This is a genomic window from Streptomyces africanus (genome assembly GCF_002150735.1).
Lineage (GTDB): Bacteria > Actinomycetota > Actinomycetes > Streptomycetales > Streptomycetaceae > Streptomyces > Streptomyces africanus.
In genome coordinates this window covers 838-1,995 of the sequence record NZ_MUKA01000555.1, presented here as the reverse complement: position 1 = coordinate 1,995, position 1,158 = coordinate 838, and positions in this window count along the sequence as shown.

Genomic DNA, 1,158 nt, shown 5'->3' with positions numbered 1-1,158 from the left:
CGCCACTCCAGGAACACCGTGTCGCTGGTCAAGGAATCGGCGGAGACAGGAACCGCCGCCCCTTCCCCCGAGGTCGACACCACCCGGAAGTTGCCCAGGCCCACCGGCTGCCCCGAGCGGTCGTTGGGTGAGTGAACGGACGCGATGAACTTCTCACCGTCCGCCGACACCACCATCCCCTCGGCGACCCTCCCGTCGTCCGCGCGGACCACGGCGACGGCGTTCCCCTTGGGACGGCCGCTACGGGCGTCCACGGTCCGGAAGTTGGCGGACTGGGTGCGGCACAGCACCCGTTCGTCCGCGACCCAGCCGACGATGCCGACGCACCCGCTGAGCAGAGTGGCTGAGCGGCCCGATGCCGCGGTGAGCGGTCCCGAGGAATCCCTGGTGTGGAAGACGTGCCCGTAGATCTTCGGCGCGGTAGCGGTGAGGCGGCGGCCGCCGGGGGCGAGGTGCACCATGTTCGCCTGGACGGCGCGTGGCGGCTTCCCGGTGACGGTCAGAGGGAGGTCGTGCCCGATCGCCGGGCCCTCGTCCGACAGCCGGTGATCCCCCTGCGTGGACCGCGAGCCGATCCTGCGCTCACCGTCGGCGGTGATGTACGTGAACCACACGCTGCGCCCGTCGGGCGCCATCACCGCGTTCTGCTCGTCGTCGCCGCTCGCGTCGCTCAGGCGCACGAAGTCGTCGGCGTTGCCGCCGCTCTCCACGTAGCCGGCGTGCGTCGTCCTGCCGTCCGCGTCCCGCAGCACCACNNCGCGGACCCGGGGAGTCACGTACTCCAGATCGTCCACGGCGTAGGGCGATGGACTGTCCGAACTCACTCCGCAGAGGTCCACGAGAGGGCTGTGGACGTCCTTGACGTCCGGGTAGTTGGTGAACGCCGCTTCGACCGGGATGAAGAAGTTCCGGGTCTCGCGCAGTTCCCACCGCCCGGGATCCCAGGCCTGCACGTTGACCCCGGCGTAGCGCGCACCCATGCTGCACGTGGCGGTGACGACCGTGCCCTCGCGGGTGAACGGGCTGTCCGGAAGGGCGTATCCGCGGTTGCCCCAGTAGGGCGCCGAGGGACCCGGCTCCGGCCGTTCCTCCTCCTCGGGCTGCGAGGAGCCGCACCCCTGGACGCACAGGACGGCCAGCACGGCGGCCAGGACCGCG